This is a genomic window from Campylobacter showae CC57C, assembly GCF_000344295.2.
Taxonomy (GTDB): Bacteria; Campylobacterota; Campylobacteria; order Campylobacterales; family Campylobacteraceae; genus Campylobacter_A; species Campylobacter_A showae_B.
The window spans coordinates 1-7,357 of sequence record NZ_AOTD01000195.1; the positions used below are offsets into that span (position 1 = coordinate 1).

9 protein-coding genes and 1 pseudogene are annotated in these 7,357 nt (G+C 48.5%); 9 read left to right on the forward strand and 1 reads right to left on the reverse strand.

Annotated features, from left to right (window positions below):
* Positions 1–197 precede the first annotated feature (197 nt).
* Genes H740_RS07375 through H740_RS07380 form a run of 3 tightly spaced genes read left to right on the forward strand, consistent with a single transcriptional unit; the run spans position 198 to position 1,264 of the window.
* Entirely contained in the window at positions 198–740 is a 543-nt protein-coding gene (locus tag H740_RS07375) for a hypothetical protein (protein WP_002952881.1), read from the forward strand.
* On the forward strand, positions 718–909 hold the full coding sequence (locus tag H740_RS12205; protein WP_002952883.1) for a hypothetical protein: 192 nt from the start codon (positions 718–720) through the stop codon (positions 907–909). The genes H740_RS07375 and H740_RS12205 overlap by 23 nt, the downstream gene beginning before the upstream one ends.
* Positions 910–958: 49 nt before the next feature.
* On the forward strand, positions 959–1,264 hold the full coding sequence (locus tag H740_RS07380; protein ID WP_002952884.1) for a DUF5339 family protein: 306 nt from the start codon (positions 959–961) through the stop codon (positions 1,262–1,264).
* A gap of 96 nt (positions 1,265–1,360) precedes the next feature.
* On the opposite strand, the gene H740_RS07385 is transcribed toward H740_RS07380, so the two are convergent.
* Positions 1,361–2,317: an SLAC1 anion channel family protein gene (locus H740_RS07385; protein ID WP_002952885.1), complete on the reverse strand. Its 957-nt coding sequence runs from the start codon at positions 2,315–2,317 to the stop codon at positions 1,361–1,363.
* Positions 2,318–2,484: 167 nt separating this feature from the next.
* On the opposite strand from H740_RS07385, the gene H740_RS07390 reads away from it, so the two are divergent.
* The 6 genes and pseudogenes from H740_RS07390 to H740_RS07415 all read left to right on the forward strand — a co-directional run.
* Positions 2,485–3,120: a Crp/Fnr family transcriptional regulator gene (locus tag H740_RS07390; protein WP_002952886.1), complete on the forward strand. Its 636-nt coding sequence runs from the start codon at positions 2,485–2,487 to the stop codon at positions 3,118–3,120.
* Positions 3,121–3,185: 65 nt separating this feature from the next.
* Positions 3,186–4,532: an NAD(P)/FAD-dependent oxidoreductase gene (locus H740_RS07395; protein WP_002952888.1), complete on the forward strand. Its 1,347-nt coding sequence runs from the start codon at positions 3,186–3,188 to the stop codon at positions 4,530–4,532.
* 10 nt (positions 4,533–4,542) lie between these two features.
* Positions 4,543–4,755 (forward strand): YgaP family membrane protein, encoded by a 213-nt coding sequence (locus H740_RS07400; protein ID WP_002949192.1) that lies wholly within the window; start codon positions 4,543–4,545, stop codon positions 4,753–4,755.
* The gene (locus tag H740_RS07405; protein WP_002952890.1) at positions 4,749–4,922 is read left to right on the forward strand and encodes a YgaP family membrane protein; all 174 of its coding nucleotides are present in this window, start codon (positions 4,749–4,751) and stop codon (positions 4,920–4,922) included. Before H740_RS07400 ends, H740_RS07405 begins: the two co-directional genes overlap by 7 nt.
* Positions 4,923–5,138: 216 nt before the next feature.
* Positions 5,139–6,968 carry an invasion protein CiaB gene (gene ciaB, locus H740_RS07410; RefSeq protein ID WP_002952892.1) on the forward strand — a complete coding sequence of 610 codons (1,830 nt, stop codon included), beginning with the start codon at positions 5,139–5,141 and terminating at the stop codon, positions 6,966–6,968.
* Positions 6,969–7,199: 231 nt separating this feature from the next.
* A pseudogene (locus tag H740_RS07415) lies at positions 7,200–7,357 on the forward strand (acyl-CoA thioesterase); the annotation flags it as partial.

Sequence of the window (7,357 nt, forward strand, 5' to 3'; positions counted from 1 at the left end):
TCTAGCCTTGACTTAAAATTTCTGCACAACTCTCAAAATCATCTCGCGATACTTCCGCTTGTCTTTTTACGCTTAAATTTAATTCATCAAATTTGAGCGTAATTTACTTCTTTCGTGTTCGTCAAATTTGAATGTAAATTTTGCACAGACTAAAAACTCTGCTAAAATTCGCTCAAATTTAACCCAAAGGCCGCGCCGTGCAAATCCCGAATTTGATCCGAAATTTTATCTACAAACGCATCGTTTCAGAGTGCATTTTACTACCGTTTTTCTATCCTGACGAGTTTGAGAGTTTTCAGGAGGGATATAGGCTTACTGACCGCAAAACGGGCGAGGAGCTAGCAGACGACGCACCGGGCCAGTGGCGCAAGAGCTGGCGGGTCATCGCGCGTAACGGCATGGACGATCCGTTTTTTGTAGATTTTGCCCTTGGTGACGCTTCGCCCGTGTATTTTGCCTATCACGGCGCTGGCTCTTGGGAGCCGATAAAGGTCGCGGACGACATCGTTAAATTTGAGGAAAATTTAACCGCCCTCGCCGCGCTTGAGACACCTTGCTCACTTGATGCGATCGCACCTCTTGCGGACTTAAACAACGAATTTTACCGCGAAATAGCGGGCGATCACGCGCTGAAAGATGAAGCGCGCGAGGAACCCGAATATAAATATTTCAGCGTTTTTTACCCTGGACTAGGGCGCGGACAAGGTAAAAACGCTCGTGTTTTTAAAGAAAATTTTTGAAGACAAGAGCTTTGCGGCAACTAAAGAGAGGGCGCAAAATTTGCCGCTTTGCGTATTTAGCGGCATAGAGGAGTTAGCGCTATCGTTGCAAGACAAACTCGCCTCGCTCGGAGTTAAATTTAACTCCCGCGAGATATCTTTTAGCGAACTTATCGCCCGTCATGGCTAATTTATCCAAATTTCGCTATCATACGCCGCATTTTTTAAAAAGGATAAACATGAAAAAATCACTGCTTTTCGTCGCGCTTTGCGCTTTTACCGGACAGCTTGCGGCTGCTGAGATGCCTGCTGCTTGCGAGGAGTATAGAAAAGTTTCTTACGACTTTATCGATTCGATGGCAAAACAAGCCCAGGCTCAGGGTAAAAAGGACTTTGACGTCGCCGCGACGAAAAAAGAGTTTGAGGCCGACTACGCGAGCATAAAAAAGATGAGCAAAGAGGAACAAGAATCTACGTGCAACCAAGGCATAGCCGAAGTAAAAGAGCTTGAAAATATGCTAAAAATGATGGGATCGATAAAGTAAATTTAAGCGGCTTCGGCTTATTTACGCTCCCAAAATCCGCGTTTAAAAGTCAAATTTGAGCGCGGATTTGAAAACTATCTAAATTTCACAAAACTATCACTCAGGCACGCAAATTTCGCCGCGCCGCATCGCTTTTACCGTGTAAAAGCCGACGATACCTATAAAAACGCATAAGATGGCGAACCCAGCCGCTCCCGCAAACAAGAAAAACTTAATCCCGTTAAACTCAAACGCTCGCAAAAACGCGATGCTAGCCGCAGCCGTCGGGAAAGTAAACGCCCACCACGAGAGGAAAAATTTAAGCCGTAAAAAGCTTTTAAACATAAAAAGGATGAGAAGCGCGAAAAATAGCGTGACGTAGAGCATGATCTTTGCCGTCATGTCAAAACTGCCTGTGAGCTTGACGTAGTCTAAAAACGCCATCGCAGGCGGCGCGATCACGATAAAAAGCGTCGGGATAAATTTCTGCGGCATCTGATCGTGAAAGATGATGCGGTAAAACAAAACCGCAAAAAGCACAGGCCAAAAAAATATCCCGATCGCAAAGTAATACCACGCAAGCTCGCTCGCGGCGGGCGCTGCTAGCGGGACGAAGAGATTGCCCACGATCGGGATGAACCACGCGGGGTTTGAGTGTGCGATCTGGACGTTATTTTTGATCCAAAAAGACACGACGTGCAGCGTGATAAAGGTCTGAAACGCGACGCCCACGCAAAAAAGCGCGTCGTAAACGGGCGCAAAGTCCCGCCAGAGCGAGGCGACTAACAGCGTGCCGATCGAAAAAGCGGCGAAAAAATTTACGCGCACCGGGTGGAAAAACTCCGCCTTGCAAGCTTGCGGGTATCTGATCAGCTTTGCCGTGTAGCAAGCGCAGATGAGCGCGTATGCTAGGCTCGCCGCGGCGCGTAAAATCTCAAAAACCGCGCCTGAGATATCAAAGATCAAATTTAGCCGCTCGTATGCGAGAGCCAGTCCGCCAAGCCCCATAACTACGGTGTAAAACATGATCGGAAAGTGCTGCAGCCAGCTTGATTTTTCGTCCTGCGTTTTCATATTTTTCCTCGTTTTTTCTAAATTTTAGCCCAATTTTAGCGCAATTTCGGTGAGTTAGTCACGAAATAAATCAATGCTTAAAATATTTTGTAGCTAAATTTTATCACCGAGCTTTTACGTAAAAGAAAATATAATTAAGAAAAGCCAAATTTAACCAAGGAGCGCGTATGTCGAGGGATGAGATAAAAGATACGATAAAGCAGCGGTTTACCTCCAAATTTACGCTTAGTGCGCAGGATGAAGAGGCGGTGTTAAAAAGCGCGACGCTAAAAAGCTTTAAAAAAGGCGAGAGGATATACCCAAAAGATGGCTGCCTTGGCTACGCGATCATCATAAGCGGACGTGCGCGCGGGCTGGTTAGCACGAGTAATTTTAAAGAGATCACCGTCTTTAACCTACAAGACGGCGATAGCTGTATGCTGTGCGGCTTTTGTTCGCTAGGAGCGCTACAAGCGGAGATAAATTTGCAAATCGAAGATGACGTGCGGATGATTTTGATCCCGAGAGAGATATTTAAGAGGCTACGCGAAAACTATCCGCAGGTGGCAAATCACGCGCTAGAGCTCATGGCTACGAGGTTTAGCTCGGCGATAACGGCGATGGATCAGACGCTGTTTTTGCCGCTAACTAGGCGAATAATAAATTTCCTCGAGCAAAACGGCGCGAAAAACGGGCTAAGGATCACGCACGAACAGATCGCAAACGACATCGCTAGCGCGAGAGAGGCGGTATCAAGAGCGCTAAAAGAGATGCAGAAAAAGGGGCTCGTCGAGCTAAAACGCGGAGTCGTGACGTTAAGGTGACTTTGTTACATATTTAAATTTTAAAATGCGCTATGATTTGACAATAACTTCTAAAAGGAGCTTTTATGCAAAGCATCGACAGAAGAGGCGTCTTGAAAATTTTAGGCGCGGCGGGGCTAGCGGCGGCGGGAGTCGCAGGGGCTAGCAAGCTAAATGCGGGAGAAAATGCGGACATCCGCGCAAATATCCTAATAATCGGCGGCGGTCTAGGCGGCATCAGCCTAGCGGCGAAACTACGACGAGATATGCCAAACGCCGAACTAACGGTCCTTGATAAGGACGAGTACTTCTACTATCAGCCCGGCTTTACGCTTATCGCAGCCGGCCACTATCTGCCCGAAGACATAACCTACGAAAAATCAAATTTGATCCCGGACGGCGTAAAATGGATAAAGCAAAATGCCGCATCTATCGATCCGGCGGCAAATTCCGTCAAGCTAGAGGACGGGTCAAATTTGAACTACGACTACCTCGTGATAGCTAGCGGAGCGGAGTATGAGTTTGAGAGCGTAAAAGGACTTAGCGCCGACGATATAGGTAGCGACAACGTGACTTCTATCTACACGATCCCTGGCGCCGTTGCTATGTCCGGCATAATGAAAAAAGTCGGCAAAGAAGGCGGCAAGATAGTCTTTAGCGACAACAAAACACCGATGAAGTGTTCGGGCGCAAATAAAAAAGTAACGCTGCTAACCGAAGATATGGCGCGAAATTTAGGCAACAGAGACAAGCTTGATATCTCGATATACTCGGGTGCTCGGACGATATTTTCCGCTCCTGTTTATGCTAAAATGATAGAAGGGATGCTGGAGGAGCGAGACGTGAAGTATTTTACCTCGCATCAGCTGGTTGAGGTGGATAAAGGTGCAAATATAGCGGTATTTGAGCACGCTATGCCGTACCGCGAAAACGGTGAAAATAAACTCGCTAAAGAGCTAGTCGAAGTAAAATTTGACTACCTACACCTAGTACCTCGTATGAAGGCTTCTAAAATCTACGCCGATGCAGGGCTAAGCGTAGAAAAAGGCGATGCGGCGGGCAACTGGATCAGCCTCACGCGCGAGACGCTACAACACTCGAAATTTAAAAATATATTTGCTATCGGCGACGTTTGCGGATTTGCTGCGGGCAAAACAGGAGCTAGTATACGCAAGATGTATCCCGTGCTGGCGCAAAATCTCGCCGACGTCATAAAAGGACGCGAACCGAGTGCTAGATACGGCGGCTACACCGCCTGCCCGCTGCTAACGAAATTTGGCAAGGCGGTGATGGTAGAGTTTAACTGGACGGGCAAGCCCGAGCCTACGATAGCGTGCATGGGCGCGACTCGCGAGAGCTACCTAAACTGGGCGATGAAGCTATATATGATGAAGCCGATGGTCATGCAAGGCATGATAAGAGGCCTAGCATAAAGGAGAGAAAATGCAAAACGTCGGGATTTTAGATAAAACTATCCGCCTAGTAATCGCTGCGGTTTGGATATACGCATTTGGGTTCGTCTGCGAGTGCTGGCTGTGGCTGGTCGGTCTCGTGCCGCTACTGACGGCTGTTTACGGTTATTGTCCTCTTTATAAATTTTTTGGTATAAATACGTGTAAAAAATGTAAAAACAAAGAGAGGAAAACGCAATGCTAAGTAAAAAAACTAGGATAATAAGAGCTCTGATCGGACTAGCGATAATGATCGCGGGAGCGGTGTTTAGCAGCTGGTGGGGACTGATCGGACTCGTGCCCTTTATCGTGGGCGTCACGGGATTTTGCCCTGCTTGCTACTTTTTAAACCGCTGTTCGCTAAAGCGCTAAATTTAGCCGAATTTACTCGCGCGGGTTTAAATTTAACCTCAAATTTGAGTCCGCGCTTTGTTTTTGGATAAATTCAAATTTGAGCTTTATAAATCAATCTCTTTAGGGCGCAAATTTTGCCGTCCGCATCTTCAAATTTAACTCCCGCTTACTCACTTTTAACGTGATATGCATCAAATTTAAGCTAAAATACGCCAAATTTTAAAAAGGACGAACGTGAACGATTTTAAAAGATTAAACGAACTAGTAGCGGCCGGTAAAGACGAGCTAAACGCGATGTATCGGCAGCTGGATAACCCAAGCGAGATCGTGCTAAAGATGCTAAAAATCGCGGGCTTTAAGGGCGAGAAAAGCGAAAAGGTCGCAGTTTTGCGCCGCATAGTCGATCTAAAGGTTGAGCCGCTAGAAAATGAGCTAAAAAAGCAGGGGCGTGAGGAGGCCGAGATACAGCGCATAAAAGACGAAGCTTTTGAACTCGTGCGCGAGTTTTACGAGGCGCGCTTTGAAAAGCTGTTGGCGCGGGTAAAAGAGGAGAAAATTTTAGACGAGTTTCATCAGGCGCTGCTTAGCGGTATGCACGGCGCGGGACTAGCGATGAACGCGTGGCAAAGCGCGTGGGACAAGCAAATCCTGCAAACGACGAATAAAGAATTCGAAGCTAAATTTGCAAGCATGGCCGAGGCGATCAAATTTATCGACGAAAACCGCCTCTATCAAAAAGACGGCGGCGAAAAGGGCGAGCGAAGCTACGGCGCAGTCATGAAAAACGGCGATAAATACGCCTTTGCGCCGTATGCCGCGGCTTTTGAAAAAGAAGCAAAACGCGTGGCGGACGCTCTAGACGTGCTAATCAAAAATCTAAAAACGCTAGCCGCAAACGACGAGCAAAGAGCCTACGTAACGTACTTTGAAAAGCTAAAGGCGGCGTTTTGCGAGCGAGAAAACGACCGCGCGATCCCGGCGTGGCAGGACGCCGAGCGCGCGTGGATGGATGTAAAAGGCCCGCTACAGCCGGGTCATCCGCTCGAGTACTACGAGGACGCCTACACGCACGCCGTCGCGCTCGAGTGGGACGTTAGGCTAGCGGGTGCGAGCGACTTTGACGAGGCGAAATTTAAAGCCAGCGTCATCCGCGCCTACGAGCAAATTTGCCGCGAGTGCAGGATAGAGGACGCTGCGCTAGCACGCCAAGTCACGCAAAACGTCGCGCGCACGCAAACATATATCAGCGTGCCGATGATCTACTACGGCGCCGAGCTAAACGGGCTTTTCTCCGCGCAGGTCGTGCCAAACGACGAGACCGTGAGCAAGGAGCGGGGCAAAAAGATATTCGCCTTCGTCGAGCACGTTTACGAGAGCGCCAAGGCGCGGCCGTTTATGAAGCTTAGCGGGGAGATTTTTTCGTGCGAGTTTTTGGACTACGGGCGCGAAATTTTGTTTAAAAAGCCGCAAATTTGGAAGAAAACCTACGAAATCTCCACGATCGGCCACGAGTTTGGGCATATACTTTTCGTAGGCACCGACACGGAAAAGGCGATGAACGCGGACGGCGAGTTTAAATTTATCGAGGAGTACAAGGCGACCACGGGCGGGCTCGTAAATTTCTTTATCGGCGGCGAGGCGAGCTACGAGATGAGCGTGTTTCACGAGCTGATCGCCCGTGCGGTCGGACTCATCGCGTGGCGCGAGGTCGATGAGGTGCGCGCGTACTACTGCGAGGGGCTCATACATCTGAGCTTGCTGTTTGACTCGGGCGCGCTTAGCTTTGATGGCGGCGCTTTGGTCGTCAAATTTGACCGCGAGCACTACGCTAAATTTAAAGAAATCTGCCTCGCAAACTACAAAAATTTAGCGCTTCACTACGCAAGGCGCGCTCCAGCTGGCGAGTTTTTGGCGAAATTTTGCGACAAAGACGGCAAAAGCTATCTGCCTAAACACGTGCAGGCAAGGGCCTTTGTAGAGCACTACTATGCCCGCTACAAGGTTATCGGAAACGAGCTTGACGAGAGCGGCGAATGGGAAAAGTGGCAAGCGGGAGAGAAATAGGGCGCGCCCTTAGCGTCAAATTTGTCCTTGGCTCGCGGCTGATCGGGCTTTAAATTTGCCTTTAAATTTACCTTTTGCGCGCGAGACCCGCACCTTTTTGATGCTCAAATTTGCGCTATAAAGTTGCGGGTTTTTCGAGTCAAATTTAACTCGAGCTTGACGCAAAATAAGCCAAATGCGGCGGATTGTCGCTAAATTTGCAAATTTTAAATAAAAATAGAAAGGATAAAAATGGAAAAAACATTAGAAGGCATGGGCGAACCGCGCATGAAGCAAGTCGCCTTGCCAAAAGACACAAATTCGGCGGGAAATATTTTTGGCGGCTGGATACTAAGCCAGATCGACCTTGCCGGCGCTCAGGCCGCGCGCGAAGTGGCTCCCGAGCGCGT